Genomic DNA, 16772 nt, shown 5'->3' on the forward strand with positions numbered 1-16772 from the left:
GCTTGACCTGGCAGGAGCGCCTGCGTCGGCCATTGGCATGCTCCTGGGCTTTGCTCGGCACATATAGTGGCCGCGGTCTGTGCCGATCGAGGGTTGCATTACGCCTGACTTCCCGGCTAATCGTGCTTGGGGAACGTTGCAGAGCTTCGGCGATGCGGCGCATCGACCACCCTTGTCGCTTCAGGGCAGACAAGGTGTATCGTTCGGCTTCGGTGAGCTGGTGGTACATGAAGGATGGTCTCTTGCCGGAGAACTCCTCCCCAGTCTGCCAGCTCACCTCTCCATTCCAGGGCGGCGCGGGTGTTGCACTTACTTTGTTAACCTGCGAGCGCTAACAATTCGTCCAAGCCGACGCCGCTTCGCGGCACGGCTTAACTCAAGCGTTAGGCATCACAAGGAAGTTCTATGCAGTCTCGAAAGTGCTCTTGTGGCTCGGACAACCTGTTTCGCAGCCCGCCAATACGGTCGTTCTTAGGCGAAGGCGGGGATTTATTGCCTGGCCTGAGCGAGCTCACAAAAGCCGCAAAGTTCTCTTGGGTTGTTTGCAAGGATTGTGGTCTTGGCCAGTTTTACGCCGCCAAGGAGACCTTGGAGCGTATAGACAGATCCTCCGGCTGGAATCGGTTGTTATGACTTTCAACGGAGTGACGCCTAGCAATTCGTTAAAGGCGAAGCCGCTTCGCAGCTCGCCTTAACTCTGGCGTTAGGGACCATGAGAAGCATCACCGCGATCCTTTTGATACTTCTTCCCTGTGCAGCCACTGCTAGCGGAGTGGTCCGCCCCGTCCACGTTGAGCCTGTCTTGCAGCCTCCGCATGCCTGCCACAACAAGCCGCAGAACTTCACATGCACCGTCAAGGCCAAACTGCATGTGGCAAGTGGCGGCGCAGTTGATCGCGTCGATATTCTGGAGTCGTCCGGTGACCGTCCTTGTGACGCCTCGACAAGACTAGCCTTAGCCAAGTATCGCTTCGACAAGAGAGTCGGCCGGGTCAACTACACGACCACCATGGACTCATACAGCTGCGGGGCCAGCGATGGCAGCTAAGAGTTCATTCAGACCGACGCCGCTTCTCGGCGCGGCTTAGTTCAAGCGTTGGGCCCTACACGGAGCGTACATGGCTAACGAAACATGTAAGAGATGTGGCGAGACCATCGAAGACGGCTACGCAATCTGCTGGAAGTGCGGAACCAGCCTTGATGGGACTCCTCCGGCCAAAAACTTTGCTCCAGATGTCGGTGCCACTCAGGCCGAGGAGCGGGAACTGTCTTGTATTCGCTGTGAAGCACCGTTGACTTTCGTTCGCCGGATGAAGCTTCATGAAGGGAGCCTGCTTCCTGGCCTTCTGCTAGACGTCGGAAGGCTCTTCACCAATCGCGAGAACTTTGACACTTACGCATGCCAGATCTGCGGAAAGGTTGAGTTCTACTTGGCAGATTAGAGGGGGAATTAGCGCCCCAAGTGCAACACCCTTGAGATTCATGCGAGCGTCTCGATCAGTGTCTTGTAGCCGATGTCGCTTCCTCGGTCGTCTGTTGAACGTGCCAGGCCGCTCGCCAAGCTTCAACCTCGGCGCCCGGCACTATTCGTACGGCGCGCCGGCTTCCTAGCCCCACCCGCGCCCCTGTTTGCTCGGTCCACCGGCTGATCTGCTCGGCCGTCCGGCCTTTCAGCCCCGCGCTCGGCATTATTTGCTCGGCCGTCCGCTCTTTTTGCCTGGCTGGCCAGGCTATTTGCCCGGCGCTCCGGCCTCCGAGCTCGGCGGTTGGACAAATTTTGTCCATCGTCCGCCTTCCGGGCTCGGCGCTTGCGTCTTTTTGCCTGGCGTTCGGGCCTCCGCGCGCCAGCAGGCTATGCTTTGCCCTGCCCGGTTCGCACCGGCGCCCGGTCCGAGGTTCGTTGACGCCGAGGCGGCGCCCGGCCCGGCATGGTTCCCGTGCAAGTCGGCAATCGCGCATGGAGGTGTCTGGTGACGACAGCCAAACCATTCCTCATGTTCCAGGGCGGCATGGCGCAGCGCGCGCTGGATCTGTACTTCGCCACGTTTCCCGATTCGGGCATGGTGAACGTCGCGCGCTACGCCGAGGGCGAGCCCGGTCCGGCGGGCTCCATCAAGCTTGCGCTGTTCACGCTCTGTGGCCGCGAGTTCATGTGTTCCGACAGTCCGGTCAAGCATGGTTTTACGTTCACGCCCGCGAGTTCGACGTTCGTGGAGTTCGATTCGATCCCGGAGCTGGAGCGCGTGTTCGGCGTTCTGTCCGAGGGCGGCGAAGTCCTGATGCCGTTGGACAATTACGGCTTCAGCGAGCGGTTCGGCTGGATCAACGACCGGTTCGGCGTGTCCTGGCAGCTGAATTTCGCGGGCTAGAAATTCACTCAGGACGAAGCCGCTTCGCGGCTCCGCCCGGTTCAGGCGTTCGGTTCATTGGGAGGCGCATCGCATGCACGGGAGCGTCGGCGGCAAGAGGTCCACCAAGCTCGGCATCGGCGTGGCGATCGGCGTGGCCATCGGTGCAGCGCTCGGCATCGCCCTGGACAATCCCGCCTTGGGCATTGGATTTGGCATCGCTATCGGGATCGCGATTTCGCTTGCGCTGCCCAGCCCACGGGCGAGCAGGAAGGAAGGGTCTGGGCAGGGTGCTCCCAGGGGTGGTGATGGCGATGGCGGCGGGGCCTCTCACTGATTCAAGCCGACGCCACTACGCGGGCGCGGATCCTCCCGATTCCTGGTCACCTGCCACACAACTCCATCCACTACCGTGGAAGCACATATGCTCACCGGCCGCTGTCTCTGTGGTGCCGTCCAGTACCGGGCATCCGGTCCCGCCTTGTTCTCGGTCGTCTGTCACTGCCGTGATTGCCAGCGCGCGTCCGGTAGCGGTGGCGTTCCCGTTCTGGGCGTGGCCAGGGCGTCGTTCGCGCACTCAGGGCCGGTGAAGCAGTCGCGCGTGCAGGGTGGCAGCGGTTCGCCGGCGGTCCGGAACTTCTGCTCCGAGTGCGGCTGCCTGCTGTTCGGCACGCCCGAGTCGGAGCCGGACCTGGTGACGATCTACGCGGGCAGCCTGGACGACCCGACAGTCTTCTCACCCACGGACGCGTTGTTCACCGGCCAACGCCCGGAGTGGGCAAGGCTGGCGGCACCGCTCGTCGAGCACGTGGCGTTCCCGTGAGGCTTCGGCGCGCGTTCGCCGCGGCCATCTGCGCCTGTGTCGGCGCGCTGTCATATCCCTCCGCGGCACGGGAACCGCCTGCTGGCGACGCGCAGGCGGAGCCGGCGGTGACGCTGGATCGGGTCGAGGCACGAGACCGGCACTGGCGTGATATCCGCGGCACGACGGAATTCTGCGTCGACGCCCGCTTCCTGCGCGGATGGAGCGAGGACGGCGCGGGGCTGGTGGTCGAGGTCGCGCCACGGCGGCACGGGGGCCACCGCTACTATCGTGTGGAAACTGTCGAAAAGTGCCCGGATCTCGCCAACGCGCATTCGATCCGGCTGGTGTCCAGGAGCGGCGGCGCGGCAGTGTGCGGGCATCCGGGCGACAAGGTGATGCTGATGGACCATGCGTCGCTGGGTCTTTCCCGGATGGGCGGCGTGGCCACTGCTGCATTCGGGCGTGGCTGCGAGATCGGCAGGGTGACGCCGGTTCCGCGCAGGTGATCCAAGGGCGCCTGAAAGCGCACATCCCCGCCGGGCGGCGGTCGAGCCGCACGCCAGGCCGCATTCCTCTTTCGTGATCCAAGGAGCGATCGCTGTCGTGACCGACCCCCATGAACCCCTCAGCCGCCGGCAGCTGGACATGCTCGCCGCCCTGCCGGCGGACGTGCCTGTGGTGATGCTCAACCAGCTGCGGTTCCGCGACCGGGCCGCCTATCCGCCGGAAGAAACGGTTTGCAGCGGACGCGAAGCGTACCGGCGCTACTCGCAGGTCGCGCTGCAGGCCATTTCCCGGATCGGCGGCAGCGTGATCTTCAGCGGCAGGCCCGGTGCATCGCTGATCGGGCCGGAGGACGAGATCTGGCATGCGGTCTTCCTTGTCCGCTATCCATCGGTCGACGCATTCCGCTCGATGCTCGCCATGCCCGGGTACCGGGCGGCGGTCAGGCATCGCACCGCGGCCATCGAGGATTCGCGGCTCATCCCGATCATGCCCGCCATGGCTGACGGATTCGGGCTGCCTGCCCGACAGTCCGCCGGGGCGCGAGCGGCAGCGAACAATGGAGATCACGAATGACTGCGCAATGGATTCCGGTCTCGCACGGCAACTGCGACCAGGTGCCGGGGCCGTTCTATCACGGCACGAAGGCCAGGCTTGCGGTCGGGGACACGATCGCGACGGGCCATCGCTCCCACTTCGAGGGTCGCGCCCTGAAGCACGTCTACTTCTCCGCGCTGCTGGAGCCCGCCATCTGGGGCGCGGAGCTTGCCATGTCGCTGTCCGGGCTGGAGGGTCGTGGCCACGTCTATCTGGTGCAGCCCAGCGGGCCGTTCGAGGACGACCCCAACCTGACGAACCGGCGGTTCCCGGGAAACCCCACCCGGTCCTATCGCACGCGCGACCCGCTCAGGATCGTGGGGATCGTCGAGGACTGGCAGGGGCACCCCGCGCACGTGCTGCAGGGCATGCTGGACTCCCTCGCAGACCTCAAGAAACGCGGCTTGGCGTTTGTCGAGGAATAGCCATGATTCCCGCAGCGATCCGCAGGTGATGCCTTGAAACACAACGTGCTGTTCGTCTGTGGCAAGAACCGCCTGCGCAGCCCCACGGCCGAGCAGGTGTTTGCCCACTGGCCGGGGGTGGAAACGGCATCGGCCGGAACCGGGCACGACGCGGGCTGCCCCGTCTCGGCGGAGCTGATCGACTGGGCCGATACGGTGCTGGTCATGGAACCGGCGCACCGGGCCAGGATCGCGGCCAGGTTCCAGCGCCAGCTGCTCGGCAAGCGCATCGCGGTACTCGGGATCCCCGACAAGTACGCGTACATGGCGCCGGAGCTCGTGCGGCTGCTCGAGAAGAAGGTGCCGCCCTACCTGCCGGAACGCGGGGGCACGGCCTAGGTGCGGGCCACGGTCGCAGCCGGTCGATGCCGGTCGATGCCGGTTTCTTAACGTGGGACGATCGACCATGCGCCGGACGCTCCGGCCCGGAGCGCGCCCGGCGTACTCCGGGCCTGTCGCAAGCGCAGGAGTCGCACCATGCGCGTTCCGCCAACGCTCGCACTGCTTTTCCTTGTCGGTCTGTCTGCCGCCGCCAGCGCGCAGGATCGCTACGTCTGCGCAGACCGCGACGGCCTGCACCAGTTGCGGATCTACGAGATCGATCGCGGCAATCGGGACGCCTTCCATGCACGCTTCCAGGATCATGCGTTGCCGATCATGAAGCGGCATGGTTTCACGGTCGTCGACATGTGGGAAAGCGATACCGGCGAGAAGCTCGAGTTCGTGTACGTGCTTGCCTGGCCGGACGAGGCCACGATGGAGGCGAGCTGGAAGACGTTCCTGGCCGACCAGGAATGGATCGACGTGAAGCGGCGGACGGCCGGGGAAAGCGGGCAGCTAGTGCATGAGTCGCAGGGCCAGCCCCTGGTCCGCGTTGCATACAGCCCGGCCTGCGGATGACGGCCAAGGACGGGCGTGGGCGATCCGCGCACGATCGCGGCTGCAGGGCCTGATCGGCAGGATCGGGCAAAGTGGAGCGAAGTCGATGCCGGGAGACCCTGCAATGCCAGTCCACCACGCCGCCTGCAGCTGCGGCCAGCTCAGCGCTGTCGCGCAGGCGGACCCTGGTCGCATCTCCATCTGCCATTGCCTGGCCTGCCAGCGACGCTCCGGCAGCGTGTTCGCGGTGCAGGCGCGATTTCCGGCGGACTCGGTGACGATCCAGGGCCGCAGCACCGCCTATGTCCGCGTCGGCGACGAAGGCGGCCGCGCCCGGTTCCATTTCTGCCCGGTCTGCGGCGACACGGTGTACTACACGCCCGAGGCGCAGCCGGACGCGGTCGCGATCCCGGTGGGGGCGTTCGCGGACCCGTCGTTTCCACCGCGCCACGTGTCCGTCTACGAGGAGCGCATGCACCCTTGGGTGGGCCTGCCGGCGGACATCGAACATCACCCCTGAACCTGCGGTCGCAGGCGGCAGCCATCGCATTGCGGGAGGACGCATGACCGGGCATCGCATCTTCACCACGAAGTTCTCCAGCGTGTATCCGCTGTATGTGCAGAAGGCCGAGCGCAAGGGCCGAACGCAGGCGGAGGTGGACCAGGTGCTCCGCTGGCTGACCGGCTACACGCAGGCCGGTCTGCAGCGGCAGATCAGCCGGGAGCACGATGTCGAGACCTTCTTCGCGCAGGCGCCGGCGATGAACCCGGCGAGCGCGCGCGTGACCGGCCTGGTCTGCGGCGTGCGTGTGGAAGAAGTCGCCGATCCACTGATGCGGCGGATCCGCATCCTCGACAAGCTGGTGGACGAGCTGGCGAAAGGCAAGGCGATGGAGAAGATCCTGCGATCGTAACGCCCGCCGGGTTCCGCCCAGTCCGTGTCGCCGGTGAGGGACGGGCAGCGGGAACCGGCACAACATCCGATCCGTGCGCCCGGGCGGCGCTTCGAGGCAGCCATGAACGAATCCGACCAGACCTTCGCTGCATTGGCGTCCCTCCTGCGCAGGCATGCCCAGGGCCTGCCGATCCGCACCGACGAGCCCGGGCACCTGTACGTGGAGATCGCGCCGGTCGCACCCAGGGCGAAGCCGGGGTTCTTCGGCGCGGTGCAGGCCAGGAAATCCTGTGTGAGCTACCACCTCATGCCCGTGTACGAGCATCCGGAACTGCTGGAGGGCATCTCGCCGGGCCTGCGCAAGCGCATGCAGGGCAAGTCTTGCTTCAACTTCACGGCGGTGGACGCGACGCTGCTGGAGGAACTCGACGCACTCACCGCAAGGTGCGCGGCTGCAGTGCGCTGATGGTGGGGCGCTGCGGTGCTGCGGCGCGCCGACGCAGGACCGCAGCGGATTGGCCGGGCCTGCCGGGCAGGCGACCATTGCAGGCCCGCGGGAATGTCGATCCGGCGCCTGGCCGTTCGTCCTTGGGAGACAGCGTCGCGGACATCCCCCACGACGCATCGATCCCATCCGCATTCCAAAGGAGCCACGCCATGACGGACAGCAGCAAGACCAAGGGACCCGCCTCCTACTTCCCCTCGATCGAGAAGACCTACGGCAAGCCGGTCGCGCACTGGCTGGGGCTGCTGGAGACGGTGGGCGGACGCGCGCACATGGAGCAGGTCGCCTTCCTCAAGCAGGCGCACGGGCTTGGCCACGGCCATGCGAACGCACTGGTGGCGTACCGCAAGGCGCAGGCCGGCGCCTAGCGCGAATCCCTCGTCGCGCACCGGATCGGTGCGGGCGCGCGACCCCGGGTTTTCCCCAATGTTGCGTTGCGGGAGGGGCGCGTAGTCTTCCACGCGGAAGGCGCCATACGGCGCCGCACGCATCCGGCCCGCCATGGCATTCGAGACGTTCCGGTTTCCGCCGCCGCTGCCGCCTCCGGGACTGCAGGGGCCGATCCTGTCGCCGCGTCCGGCCGAACCCGGCGGCACCGGCTTCGACGAGGCGCTGCTGTCCGCCGACCCGGCCGAGGTCGAGTTCGCGCTCGACCGCGGCTCGGTGCGCATCCAGGGCGAGCGCGAGACGCAGTGGAACACGACCTGGTCGGCGACGGGCGAGATGTTCGTCTCCGCACCGGGCGTGGAGGCGCAGGCGGTGCCGCTGCGCTTCGAGGCGACGATGCGCAACGACGACGCCACGCCGGCGGCGATGCGCGCGCTCAATCCCTTCGACCCCGCCACGATCCCGCCGCGCACGCGCATCGAGGTGCATGGCCGCGACTACGCGGGCACGCCGATGGAGGCCAGCTTCCGCAGACTTGCCGCGGCCAACGGCCTGGCGTCGATCGGCGAGCTGCGCCTGTCGCTGGAGATGACCGCCGACGGCGAACTGCGGGTGATGACCGGGTCCAGCCGCCTGTTCGACGCGCCGCGCGAGGGCGGGCCGGCGTCGTCCCCGGCCGAGCGCGAGGACTTCATCCGCCACACCGCGCTGCTGGACGACGCGGCCGGCGCCGATCGCGGCGCGTACAGCCGCATGCTGCTCGACGGCACGCCGCCGCCGCAGACCGTGCGCATCGGCGAGGACGTGGAGGGCGCCAGCATCACCGGCGTGGTCACCGAGACCGGCAGCGGCGAATCCAACGAAGTGGTGTGGACGCTTGACGATGCCGGCCGCCCGGTGTCGGCCGATGCGGTGCTGACCTGGGAGCCGGGCAGCGGCGGTCGCGAGTCCGATCGCATCGAGGCCAATGCGCAGAGCCGCTTCCGCAGCGACAACGACATGAAGGGCAGCGGCGACGACGTGGGCCACATGGTGGCCTATCGCTTCGTCAACGGGCACGGGCCGGTGAACATGTTCCCGCAGCAGAGCCACTTCAACCAGCGCGTGTTCGCCGGCATGGAGCAGGAGTGGTCGGACTGGCTGGCCACCGGCATGGAAGTCCACCTGGAGATGCGGCTCGAGCCCGGCAGCAGCGTGCGGCCGGACCAGGTGCGAGTGGATTACGCGGTGATCGATCCGGCCACGGGCGAGGCGGTCTATGATCCCCGGCTGATCGTGTTCGACAACGAGGCTGGCCAGGTGTTCGACCGGATTGCGCGCGAGGAGATGGACGGGATGATCGGGAAGGCGTCTTGAGCGCGCCCGATCGCGACACCCTGGTACGCGGCATCGGCGAGCTGCTGCTGCGCGACATCGCCACCGCCGGACACGACCTCGACGGCTATGCGCTGATCGCCGACTACGCCGACGGCGCGCGCAGGCTCAGCGGTTTCGGCTATCGCGACGGGCAGGCGCCGGTGGCGGCGACGCCGAAGACCGAGGCCGACACCATCGCCGCGCGCCTGGACGAACTGCGCGCCGCGACGCAGGTGGACGGGCAGGCGCCGTGGACGGTGTGCGTGATCCAGCTCCAGCGCGCCGGCGGGCGGCTGCATGCGGACTTCGTGTACGAGGATGCGGCGCGCTGGCGGATCACGCCTGAGACGCTGGACGAGGTGGCGGAGCGGGCGCGGCCTGGGTGACGCGGGCTCTCCGCGCGATGTGAGGGCGCGCTCGCGCGCGATGTAGGGCGCGTCCGTGCGCGATGTGGGAGCGCGCTCGCGCGCGAAGGCGTTCGCGACCAAGGTCGCTCCCACAGGAAGGCGTTCGCGACCGAGGTCGCTCCCACAGGGATGCAGCCATCAGTGTGGCATCCACGTCGCTTCCACAATGCGTCATTCCCGCGGACGCGGGAATCCATCTTTCCTGCCGCCACCGACATGGATCCCCGCGTTCGCGGGGATGACGGCCGTTGGAAGGACGGCCCTTGGGATGACTGCCTTCGGAGTTACGGCCGTGGAAGGACGGCCCTTGGGTGGCGGACTTCAGCGTGACGGCCTCGGGCTTGGGCGTCAGCTGCGCGGCAAGGCGTTCGACAACTCACCTCAGTCCACGCGCTCCAGCTCGAACGCCTGCAGCGGCGACGGATCCAGCCACGGCAGCAGCCAGTGGTCGACCAGCAGGAAGGCGAACAGCGCCATCAGGTAGACCACCGAATAGTTGAAGACCTTCATCGCGAACAGTTCGTCCGGCGGATCGAGCAGGCGCCAGGCGTACCAGAGGAAGGCCAGGCCCAGCACCACCGCGCCGCCGAGGTAGAAAAGCCCACTCATGCCCACGGCCACCGGCAGCACGGTCACCACGCACAGCAGCACGGTGTAGAGCAGGATCTGCCAGCGCGTGTAGGCCACGCCGTGGGTGACCGGCAGCATCGGCACCAGCGCGCGCGCGTAGTCATCGCGGCGGAAGATCGCCAGCGCCCAGAAGTGCGGCGGCGTCCAGACGAAGATGATCAGCACCAGCAGCAGCGCGTGCGCCCAGTCCCACTGGCCCTGCATGCCGGTCACCGCGGCCCAGCCCAGCAGCGGCGGCGCGGCGCCGGCGATGCCGCCGATCACGATGTTCTGCGGCGTGGCGCGCTTGAGGAAGCCGGTGTAGATGACCGCGTAGCCGATCAGCGAGGCGAAGGTGAGCGCGGCGGTGAGCGGATTGACCAGCGCGACCAGGATCGCCATCGACAGCGCGCCCAGGAACACCGCGAACGCCAGCACCTGGCCGGGCTTGAGCGCGCCGGTGGCGAGTGGGCGGTCGGCGGTGCGCACCATCACCTTGTCGATGCGCTGGTCGATCAGGTGGTTGATGGCGGCGGCCGAGGCCGCGGCCAGCCAGATGCCGAACAGGCCGAACACGGTTTCGCGCAGCGGCGGCAGGCCGGGCACGGCCAGGAACATGCCCACCAGCGCGGTGAACACGATCAGCGCGACCACGCGCGGCTTGGTCAGCGTCCAGTACTGGCGCCAGGTCGGAAGCGCGGGGCTCATCGTGGTGTCGGCCGATGACGGGCGAAGGCGCGGGTGGCGTGTGCTTGCATCATGTCGGCCGCCTCAGTCCGGACGCCGCAGGCGGGCCAGCAGCGAGACCAGGGTGAACAGCAGCAGCGCCGCGCCGCCGTTGTGCAGCACCGCCACCGGCAGCGGCAGTGACAGCTTGACGTTGAGCACGCCCAGCAGCACCTGCGCGAGCGTCAGCAGCGCCAGCACCACCGCCCAGGCGCGCAGGCCGGGGGTGCGCATCGCGCGCCAGGACAGCAGCCACAGCATGGCCGCGGCGACCACCGCGAACAGCCGGTGCGCCATCTGGATCGCGATGCGCGAGGCGCCGTCGAGCACGCCGCCTTCGTAGTCCGCGCCGACGCCGCGCCACAGCACGAAGCCTTCGCTGAAATCCGACGGCGGCCACCACTGGCCGACGCAGCGCGGGAAATCCATGTAGTGGTGCTGCGCGGTGGTCCAGCCACCGGCGCCGCAGGCCAGCGCGGCGTAGTTGGCGCTTACCCAGCCGCCGAGGGCGATCTGCACGCCCAGCACCGCGATCGCCGCCAGCAGCCAGCGCCGCAGCACGGTGGCGTCGGCCAGCACCACCGGCAGGTGGGTCGCGCGCCAGGCCATCCAGGTCAGCAGCGAGAAGGTGAGCATGCCGCCGAGCAGGTGGCCCATCACGATCACCGGCTTGAGCAGCAGGGTCACCGTCCACTTGCCCAGCAGCGCCTGGAAGATCACCACCGCCAGGGTCAGCGCGCCCGCGCGCGCCAGGTCCACGTTCGACCAGCGCAGCGCGGCGACCAGCAGCAGGCCCTCGCCCAGCGCGGCCACCGCCAGCGCCGGCACGATGTGGCCCTGCATGTACAGCGGGATCGCCGCGGCCACCAGCGCCGATGCGCCCAGCACCAGGGCCAGGCCGTGGCGACGGCGGCGCACGGCCAGCAGCGCCAGCGCCAGCACCAGCACGCCCAGGCTCGCGGCCAGGTGGCGGTGCACCTGCTCGCGCCAGGCCTTGTCGGTCTCGAACGGACGGATCGCGCTGGCGGCGTGGTCGCTCACCTCCTGCGCGGCCTGCGGCCAGGTGGCGCGGCCGTAGCAGGTCGGCCAGTCCGGGCAGCTCAGGCCGGCATCGGACAGGCGCACGAAGGCGCCGAACACGATCACGCCCAGGGTCAGGGCGACGGCGAGCCAGGCGATCCGGTGGAAATGCCGGTACACCTGCGGCCGTGAGGGAGTGGAGGAAGGAGACGTCATCGCAGCTTGAGCAGGCGGGCCATGTCGGTGCGCAGGTGGCCCGGGTCGAACCCGGGAGCGTAGCGCAGGATCACGAAGCCGTTGGGATCGATCACGTAGACCGGCGTGCCCGCCGGATCGCGCTGCCGCGGCAGCCCGGCGAGCAGGGCCGGATCGGGTTCGAGTTCGCGCCAGGCGGCGTTGCGCTGCACGCCGTCCGGCGCCGCGCCGATCCAGAGGATGTGCACGTGGTCGGCGCGATGGGTGAACAGCTGCCAGACCGTGTCGAGCTGCTGCGAGAGCTGCACGCATTCGCTGGTGCAGCCGGCCTGCGGCGCGACCGCGATGCGCCAGGTGCGCTCGGCCGGGTTCCAGGGATAGTCGCCGCCGGCCTGCAGCCGCGGCACCAGCGGGCGCAGGTCGCCCGGCGGGTCGAGCAGCTCGCCGTGGTTCTTCATGCCCTCCGGGCGCCAGCCGGAGAAGCGCAGGGCACCGGCGACGATCGCGCTGCCGAGGAACAGCACGACGACCAGGATCAGCATGCCGCGGTTGCGGCCGCGCTGCTGCGGGGAAACGGGAGCATTCATCGGCGGAACCGGAAAGTCAGGACAAGGGCGGTGGCGAGCACGGCCGCGGCCAGCCCGAACCACTGCACCGCGTAGCCCAGGTGTTTCTGCGGCGGCAGGGTATTGGGCAGCACGTCGAGGTCGCGCGCATGGCCGAGGGGCAGCGCCGGATCGAGCTTGAGCACGCGCGCCGGCAGGCGCTCCAGGCCCAGCAGCGCGGGCAGGCCGGGCGCGTCCAGGCGTACGGCCAGCACGTCGCCGCCCGGCGTGGCGGTGGACAGGCCGTCGGCCAGCCCGGCCGACGGCGGCGGCGCCAGCAGTCCCTGCACGCGCTGCGGACCGGGGATGGCGGCGGGCTGCGGCATGGTGCGGTCGCCGGGCAGCGGCAGCCAGCCCAGTTCGACCAGCAGCGGTTCGGCGCCGTCGGGCGCGAAGGCGCGGTACACGCGCACGCCGGGGCGGCCGCCGCGCTGCTGGTTGTCCAGCAGCACCGCGGGCGCGTCGAGGAAATGGCCGCCGCCCTGCGCCCAGTCGAAATCGCGGGCGCGCGCCGGATCGGCGGCCGCGGCCAGCGACAGCGGCTGGCGTTGCTGCAGCGTCGCGGCGACCTGGTCGAGCATCGCCTGCTTCTCGTCCATGCGGCCGAGCTGCCAGCGGCCGAGCGCCGCGAACAGCACCGCCAGCACCAGCGCCAGGCTCCAGCCCAGCAGCCATGTGCCGCGCCGGCTCACGCCTGCCATGCGATGGCCTGCGATAATGCCCGCGACGGGCGCACGCCGCGCTTCCGGATCAGGTCATGAACGATTCGCTGAAAATCCTGGTGGTGGTCGGCTTCCTGGCGCTGATCCTGTGGAACCTCGGCGCGGGGCTGTACTACATGCTCTCCGACAAGGGCCAGAGCAAGCGCACCGTCAATGCGCTGACCAAGCGCATCATCCTGTCGATCGCGCTGATCCTGCTGGTGGTGCTGGCCAACTACATGGGCTGGATCGAGTTCCACGGCGTGGGTCGAAATCCGAACTCGTGATTCGGGATGACCAGCCTGCGGCTGTTGTGAGGCGTTCGGGATGACCAGCCTGCGGCTGTTGTGAGGCGTTCGGGATTCGCAAAAGCGCGAAAGCGCCGGTGGCCCGGCGCTCTCCTGCAGGATGATCGGGCGGTCGGCGGGTTGTCCGATTCCCGATTCCCGAATCCCGTATCCCGGCTTCAAAGCACGTAGACGAACAGGAACAGCCCCAGCCACACCACGTCCACGAAGTGCCAGTACCAGGCCACCGCCTCGAACGCGAAGTGGTTTTCCTTGGTGAAATGGCCCTTGGCGCAGCGCAGCCAGATGATGGCCAGCATGATCGTGCCCAGGGTGACGTGCGCACCGTGGAAGCCGGTGAGCATGAAGAAGGTCGAGCCGTAGATGCCCGAACCCATCGTCAGGTTGAGGTCGCGGTAGGCGTGGACGTATTCCTCGATCTGGAAGAACAGGAACACGCAGCCCAGCAGCACGGTCGCGCCCAGGAACACCAGCAGCTTGGTGCGCTCGCCGGCCTTGAGGGCGTGGTGGGCGATGGTGACGGTGATGCCCGAGGTGAGCAGGATCAGGGTGTTGAGCAGCGGCAGGCCCCAGGCCGGGATGGTCTGGAACTGCCCGCCCACGGTGCCCGGGCCGCTGCTCGGCCAGGCCGAGCTGAAGCCTTCCCACAGCAGGTAGTTGGTGGCCACGCCGTCGCCGGCGCCGCCCAGCCACGGCAGCGCGAACTGGCGGGCGTAGAACAGCGCGCCGAAGAACGCGGCGAAGAACATCACTTCCGAGAAGATGAACCACACCATCCCCATGCGGAACGACACGTCGACCTGCTTGTTGTAGTAGCCCGACACCGACTCGAGGATCACGTCGGCGAACCACTTGAACAGGATGAAGGCCAGCGCCACCACGCCGACGAAGAACACCGACCGGCCCCAGCTGACCTCGTTGAACCAGGTGGCCAGGCCGAGCATGGCGACGAACAGCGCCACCGAGGCGAACAGCGGCCACTTGCTGTGGTGCGGCACGAAATACACGTTCGGGTCGCTGCCGTGAGGGGCTGTGGTGTCGGCGTGGGCCTGGGCCATGGCGAATAAGTCCGGTTCTGCGGTGGGTCAGGGTGCCGAATGCGGCACGGTGGACGACGGCGCGGCCGCGGCGAGGCGGTCGGTGAGCACGTCGTTCTTGAAGAAGGTGTACGACAGGGTGATGGTCTTCACGTCCGGCGGCAGGGCCGGATCGACGATGAAACGCACCGGCAGGTCGCGCGTCTCGCCGGCCTGCAGGGTCTGCGCGGTGAAGCAGAAGCACTCGGTCTTGCTGAAGTAGCCCGAGGCGCGCGCCGGCGCCACCGATGGCGTCGCGCTGCCCACCACCGCGGACTGGCTGTTGTTGTGCGCGGCGTAGGTCGCCTCGTACTGCTCGCCCACGCGCACGCGCATGCGCGTCTCGTTGGGCTGGAAGCCCCAGGGCAGCTTGGAGTTCACCGAGCCGTCGAACTCGACCGTCACCCAGCGCTCGACCGGCACCGCCGCGGCGGTGGCCGAGGCGTCGGCGGCGCTGTTGTCCAGGCGGATGCCGAACACCTTCTCGCAGGCGATGCGGTACAGCGGCACCAGCGAAAACGTGAACGCGAACGCGCCCAGCGAGATCGCGGCCAGCTTGAGGATGCCCTTGTTGGACACGCCCGCGCTCATCGCCCGATCACCCCCGAGGCGATGAAGGCCACGTACACCGCCAGCGCGATGCCGCCGAACAGCAGCGCCGTGCGCACGGCGCGGCGGCGCCGTTGCGCAAGCTCGTCGTCGGGGCGGTCGGGGCGGTTCATCACCAGCATGCTCAGTGGCTGACGTCGCCGTGCGCCAGGTCGCCGTCGCGGATGACCGGGGGCGTGGCGAAGGTGTGGTGCGGCGCCGGCGACGGCACGGTCCACTCCAGCCCGCGCGCCGAATCCCAGGCCCGCGCCGGGGCGATGGCGCCCTTCTTCAGCGAGTGGAACAGGATGCCGAACATCAGGAAGGGCGTGGCGAACATGCCGAACGCGCCGATCGAGCTGACCAGGTTCCAGTCGGCGAACACCACGTTGTAGTCCGGGATGCGGCGCGGCATGCCGGCCAGGCCCAGGAAGTGCTGCGGGAAGAACAGCAGGTTGACGAACACCATGGTCCACCAGAAGTGGAACTTGGCCAGCGTCTCGTTGTACATGCGCCCGGTCCACTTCGGCCACCAGTAGTAGACCGCGGCGATGATGCCGAACAGCGCGCCGGTCACCAGCACGTAGTGGAAGTGCGCCACCACGAAGTAGGTGTCGTGGTACTGGAAGTCCGCGGGCACGATCGCCAGCATCAGGCCGGAGAAGCCGCCGATCGAGAACAGCACCACGAACGCGATCGACCACAGCATCGGCGCTTCGAAGCTGATCGAGCCGCGCCACATGGTGGTGACCCAGTTGAACACCTTCACGCCGGTCGGGATCGCGATCAGCATCGTCGCGAACATGAAGTAGATCTCGCCGCCCAGCGGCATGCCTACCGTGAACATGTGGTGCGCCCACACGATGAACGACAGGAACGCGATCGCCGCGGTGGCGTACACCATGGCCTGGTAGCCGAACAGCGGCTTGCGGCTGAAGGTCGGGATGATCTCGCTGACCACGCCGAAGGCGGGCAGGATCATGATGTAGACCTCGGGATGGCCGAAGAACCAGAAGATGTGCTGGTACATCACCGGGTCGCCGCCGCCGGCCGCGTTGAAGAACGAGGTGGCGAAGAACTTGTCGGTGAGCAGCATCGTCACCGCGCCGGCCAGCACCGGCATCACCGCGATCAGCAGGAAGGCGGTGATCAGCCAGGTCCAGCAGAAGATCGGCATCTTGAGCAGGTCGATGCCGGGCGCACGCATGTTGAGCACGGTGGCGATGATGTTGATCGCGCCCATGATCGAGCTGATGCCCATCATGTGGATGGCGAAGATCGCGAACGCGGTGGCGTAGCCGCCCTGCAGCGACAGCGGCGGATACAGGGTCCAGCCGCCGGCGGGGCCGCCACCGGGCAGGAACAGGGTCATCAGCAGCAGCGCGAAGGCGAACGGCATGATCCAGAAGGACCAGTTGTTCATGCGCGGCAGGGCCATGTCGGGCGCGCCGATCTGCAGCGGGATCATCCAGTTGGCCAGGCCGACGAAGGCCGGCATGACGCCGCCGAAGATCATGACCAGCGCGTGCACCGTGGTCATCTGGTTGAAGAAGTGCGGGCTGACGTGCTGCAGGCCCGGCACCATCAGCTCCAGGCGGATCATCACGCTCATCGCCGCGCCGATGATGAACATCACGAAGGAGAACAGCAGGTACAGCGTGCCGATGTCCTTGTGGTTCGTGGAGAAGAACCAGCGGTCGATGAACGACTGCCTGTGGCCGTGGTCGTCGTGATGGACGTGCCCGTGGGGCGCGGCGGCGGGGATGGTCTGCGTGGACATAGGGCGGTCTAGCCTTC

Annotated in this window: 22 protein-coding genes and 2 pseudogenes; 15 read left to right on the plus strand and 9 right to left on the minus strand. The window is 67.9% G+C overall.

The features are described from left to right. Positions 1–97: 97 nt before the first annotated feature. A pseudogene (locus tag Q0863_RS09370) lies at positions 98–229 on the minus strand (helix-turn-helix domain-containing protein); the annotation flags it as partial. 1741 nt (positions 230–1970) lie between these two features. Between Q0863_RS09370 and Q0863_RS09375 the strand changes: the two are divergent. The 14 genes from Q0863_RS09375 (at position 1971) to Q0863_RS09440 (ending at position 9126) form a co-directional block, all read left to right on the plus strand. Continuing rightward, the gene (locus Q0863_RS09375; protein ID WP_298577528.1) at positions 1971–2369 is read left to right on the plus strand and encodes a VOC family protein; all 399 of its coding nucleotides are present in this window, start codon (positions 1971–1973) and stop codon (positions 2367–2369) included. A 73-nt stretch (positions 2370–2442) separates the two neighbouring features. Then, the gene (locus tag Q0863_RS09380) at positions 2443–2685 is read left to right on the plus strand and encodes a hypothetical protein (protein ID WP_298577530.1); all 243 of its coding nucleotides are present in this window, start codon (positions 2443–2445) and stop codon (positions 2683–2685) included. Between the two features lie 87 nt (positions 2686–2772). Continuing rightward, entirely contained in the window at positions 2773–3171 is a 399-nt protein-coding gene (locus tag Q0863_RS09385) for a GFA family protein (protein ID WP_298577532.1), read from the plus strand. 107 nt (positions 3172–3278) lie between these two features. After that, positions 3279–3659, plus strand: a complete 381-nt coding sequence (locus tag Q0863_RS09390; RefSeq protein WP_298577534.1) for a hypothetical protein — start codon at positions 3279–3281, stop codon at positions 3657–3659. 97 nt (positions 3660–3756) lie between these two features. Beyond that, on the plus strand, positions 3757–4233 hold the full coding sequence (locus Q0863_RS09395; protein WP_298577536.1) for a DUF1330 domain-containing protein: 477 nt from the start codon (positions 3757–3759) through the stop codon (positions 4231–4233). Beyond that, positions 4230–4679 carry an NAD(+)--rifampin ADP-ribosyltransferase gene (arr, locus tag Q0863_RS09400; RefSeq protein WP_298577537.1) on the plus strand — a complete coding sequence of 150 codons (450 nt, stop codon included), beginning with the start codon at positions 4230–4232 and terminating at the stop codon, positions 4677–4679. Before Q0863_RS09395 ends, arr begins: the two co-directional genes overlap by 4 nt. A gap of 33 nt (positions 4680–4712) precedes the next feature. Further along, positions 4713–5057 carry a low molecular weight protein tyrosine phosphatase family protein gene (locus tag Q0863_RS09405; protein WP_298577539.1) on the plus strand — a complete coding sequence of 115 codons (345 nt, stop codon included), beginning with the start codon at positions 4713–4715 and terminating at the stop codon, positions 5055–5057. Between the two features lie 138 nt (positions 5058–5195). After that, complete coding sequence (locus tag Q0863_RS09410) at positions 5196–5618, plus strand: NIPSNAP family protein (RefSeq protein WP_298577541.1); 423 nt, start codon at positions 5196–5198, stop codon at positions 5616–5618. Positions 5619–5721: 103 nt separating this feature from the next. Further along, positions 5722–6117, plus strand: a complete 396-nt coding sequence (locus Q0863_RS09415) for a GFA family protein (protein ID WP_298577543.1) — start codon at positions 5722–5724, stop codon at positions 6115–6117. Between the two features lie 43 nt (positions 6118–6160). After that, positions 6161–6511 carry a DUF2200 domain-containing protein gene (locus Q0863_RS09420; protein ID WP_298577545.1) on the plus strand — a complete coding sequence of 117 codons (351 nt, stop codon included), beginning with the start codon at positions 6161–6163 and terminating at the stop codon, positions 6509–6511. A 102-nt stretch (positions 6512–6613) separates the two neighbouring features. Continuing rightward, the gene (locus tag Q0863_RS09425) at positions 6614–6958 is read left to right on the plus strand and encodes a hypothetical protein (protein ID WP_298577547.1); all 345 of its coding nucleotides are present in this window, start codon (positions 6614–6616) and stop codon (positions 6956–6958) included. A 191-nt stretch (positions 6959–7149) separates the two neighbouring features. After that, complete coding sequence (locus tag Q0863_RS09430) at positions 7150–7365, plus strand: DUF4287 domain-containing protein (RefSeq protein ID WP_298577548.1); 216 nt, start codon at positions 7150–7152, stop codon at positions 7363–7365. 133 nt (positions 7366–7498) lie between these two features. Beyond that, a complete protein-coding gene (locus tag Q0863_RS09435; protein WP_298577551.1) occupies positions 7499–8740 on the plus strand; it encodes a DNA/RNA non-specific endonuclease in 1242 nt (413 codons plus the stop codon). Next, positions 8737–9126, plus strand: coding sequence for a hypothetical protein (locus Q0863_RS09440; protein WP_298577553.1), 390 nt, complete (start codon positions 8737–8739; stop codon positions 9124–9126). The genes Q0863_RS09435 and Q0863_RS09440 overlap by 4 nt, the downstream gene beginning before the upstream one ends. A gap of 402 nt (positions 9127–9528) precedes the next feature. On the opposite strand, the pseudogene cyoE reads toward Q0863_RS09440, so the two are convergent. The 4 genes and pseudogenes from cyoE to Q0863_RS09460 form a co-directional block, all read right to left on the minus strand. Beyond that, positions 9529–10467, minus strand: a pseudogene (cyoE, locus tag Q0863_RS09445) (heme o synthase); the annotation flags it as partial. Positions 10468–10527: 60 nt separating this feature from the next. Continuing rightward, a complete protein-coding gene (locus Q0863_RS09450) occupies positions 10528–11718 on the minus strand; it encodes a COX15/CtaA family protein (RefSeq protein ID WP_298577555.1) in 1191 nt (396 codons plus the stop codon). Then, positions 11715–12284: a hypothetical protein gene (locus tag Q0863_RS09455; RefSeq protein WP_298577557.1), complete on the minus strand. Its 570-nt coding sequence runs from the start codon at positions 12282–12284 to the stop codon at positions 11715–11717. Before Q0863_RS09455 ends, Q0863_RS09450 begins: the two co-directional genes overlap by 4 nt. Then, a complete protein-coding gene (locus Q0863_RS09460; protein ID WP_298577804.1) occupies positions 12281–12994 on the minus strand; it encodes an SURF1 family protein in 714 nt (237 codons plus the stop codon). Before Q0863_RS09460 ends, Q0863_RS09455 begins: the two co-directional genes overlap by 4 nt. A 65-nt stretch (positions 12995–13059) precedes the next feature. On the opposite strand from Q0863_RS09460, the gene Q0863_RS09465 reads away from it, so the two are divergent. Beyond that, complete coding sequence (locus Q0863_RS09465) at positions 13060–13290, plus strand: twin transmembrane helix small protein (protein WP_298577558.1); 231 nt, start codon at positions 13060–13062, stop codon at positions 13288–13290. A 179-nt stretch (positions 13291–13469) separates the two neighbouring features. On the opposite strand, the gene Q0863_RS09470 is transcribed toward Q0863_RS09465, so the two are convergent. The 4 genes from Q0863_RS09470 to ctaD are packed head-to-tail and all read right to left on the minus strand — an operon-like array spanning position 13470 to position 16755. Continuing rightward, positions 13470–14369, minus strand: a complete 900-nt coding sequence (locus tag Q0863_RS09470; protein WP_298577559.1) for a cytochrome c oxidase subunit 3 — start codon at positions 14367–14369, stop codon at positions 13470–13472. Positions 14370–14396: 27 nt separating this feature from the next. Continuing rightward, a complete protein-coding gene (locus Q0863_RS09475; RefSeq protein ID WP_298577562.1) occupies positions 14397–14978 on the minus strand; it encodes a cytochrome c oxidase assembly protein in 582 nt (193 codons plus the stop codon). Continuing rightward, positions 14975–15109, minus strand: coding sequence for a hypothetical protein (locus Q0863_RS09480; protein WP_298577564.1), 135 nt, complete (start codon positions 15107–15109; stop codon positions 14975–14977). The genes Q0863_RS09475 and Q0863_RS09480 overlap by 4 nt, the downstream gene beginning before the upstream one ends. 11 nt (positions 15110–15120) lie before the next feature. Beyond that, positions 15121–16755, minus strand: a complete 1635-nt coding sequence (ctaD, locus tag Q0863_RS09485) for a cytochrome c oxidase subunit I (RefSeq protein ID WP_298577566.1) — start codon at positions 16753–16755, stop codon at positions 15121–15123. Positions 16756–16772: the final 17 nt, after the last annotated feature.

The organism is uncultured Luteimonas sp., from assembly GCF_947492465.1.
Classification (GTDB): domain Bacteria; phylum Pseudomonadota; class Gammaproteobacteria; order Xanthomonadales; family Xanthomonadaceae; genus Luteimonas.

Excerpts from the sequence above, each read along its gene's own strand:
- arr (WP_298577537.1), top strand. The coding sequence starts at position 4,230 with ATGACTGCGCAATGGATTCCGGTCTCGCACGGCAACTGCGACCAGGTG.
- Q0863_RS09420 (WP_298577545.1), top strand. The coding sequence starts at position 6,161 with ATGACCGGGCATCGCATCTTCACCACGAAGTTCTCCAGCGTGTATCCG.
- Q0863_RS09450 (WP_298577555.1), bottom strand. The coding sequence starts at position 11,718 with ATGACGTCTCCTTCCTCCACTCCCTCACGGCCGCAGGTGTACCGGCAT.
- Q0863_RS09410 (WP_298577541.1), top strand. The coding sequence starts at position 5,196 with ATGCGCGTTCCGCCAACGCTCGCACTGCTTTTCCTTGTCGGTCTGTCT.
- Q0863_RS09425 (WP_298577547.1), top strand. The coding sequence starts at position 6,614 with ATGAACGAATCCGACCAGACCTTCGCTGCATTGGCGTCCCTCCTGCGC.
- Q0863_RS09455 (WP_298577557.1), bottom strand. The coding sequence starts at position 12,284 with ATGAATGCTCCCGTTTCCCCGCAGCAGCGCGGCCGCAACCGCGGCATG.
- Q0863_RS09415 (WP_298577543.1), top strand. The coding sequence starts at position 5,722 with ATGCCAGTCCACCACGCCGCCTGCAGCTGCGGCCAGCTCAGCGCTGTC.
- Q0863_RS09430 (WP_298577548.1), top strand. The coding sequence starts at position 7,150 with ATGACGGACAGCAGCAAGACCAAGGGACCCGCCTCCTACTTCCCCTCG.
- Q0863_RS09465 (WP_298577558.1), top strand. The coding sequence starts at position 13,060 with ATGAACGATTCGCTGAAAATCCTGGTGGTGGTCGGCTTCCTGGCGCTG.
- Q0863_RS09435 (WP_298577551.1), top strand. The coding sequence starts at position 7,499 with ATGGCATTCGAGACGTTCCGGTTTCCGCCGCCGCTGCCGCCTCCGGGA.
- Q0863_RS09385 (WP_298577532.1), top strand. The coding sequence starts at position 2,773 with ATGCTCACCGGCCGCTGTCTCTGTGGTGCCGTCCAGTACCGGGCATCC.
- Q0863_RS09380 (WP_298577530.1), top strand. The coding sequence starts at position 2,443 with ATGCACGGGAGCGTCGGCGGCAAGAGGTCCACCAAGCTCGGCATCGGC.
- Q0863_RS09475 (WP_298577562.1), bottom strand. The coding sequence starts at position 14,978 with ATGAGCGCGGGCGTGTCCAACAAGGGCATCCTCAAGCTGGCCGCGATC.
- Q0863_RS09470 (WP_298577559.1), bottom strand. The coding sequence starts at position 14,369 with ATGGCCCAGGCCCACGCCGACACCACAGCCCCTCACGGCAGCGACCCG.
- ctaD (WP_298577566.1), bottom strand. The coding sequence starts at position 16,755 with ATGTCCACGCAGACCATCCCCGCCGCCGCGCCCCACGGGCACGTCCAT.
- Q0863_RS09480 (WP_298577564.1), bottom strand. The coding sequence starts at position 15,109 with ATGAACCGCCCCGACCGCCCCGACGACGAGCTTGCGCAACGGCGCCGC.